Here is a 278-nt window from a genome sequence, read left to right as displayed (position 1 = left end):
CATCACGCCCGTCGGCTTCAGCTTGTCATCAACCACGACTTCATCGGTGTACAGGAACATTGTCTCGGGATGTTCGCTCAGGGTGCGTGCAATCATATTGAGCGCTTCCGGGGCAATTACATCGTCATGATCAAGGAATGTTATCCAGTCTCCTTTTGCTTCCGCCAGGCCGGCATTGGTCGCGTTGGCGATACCGCTATTTCGCTGATTGAAAACAATCCGGATATCGCTCTGACGTGCCTGTAGGGTCAGCCAGCGGCGCGTCTCCTCCGAATTGG

At 54.3% G+C, this 278-nt stretch carries 1 protein-coding gene; it reads right to left on the bottom strand.

Annotation, left to right across the window (positions count from 1 at the left end; genetic code table 11):
• Nucleotides 1-278 (bottom strand): glycosyltransferase (locus tag SB816_RS31185; protein ID WP_410548138.1); only part of this gene is annotated, 278 nt, incomplete at both ends.

The organism is Achromobacter sp. SIMBA_011, from assembly GCF_046535435.1.
GTDB classification, from domain to species: domain Bacteria; phylum Pseudomonadota; class Gammaproteobacteria; order Burkholderiales; family Burkholderiaceae_B; genus Achromobacter; species Achromobacter dolens.
Note: the sequence above shows the minus strand (reverse complement) of the source record. Positions and strands in the feature narration are given on the sequence as shown.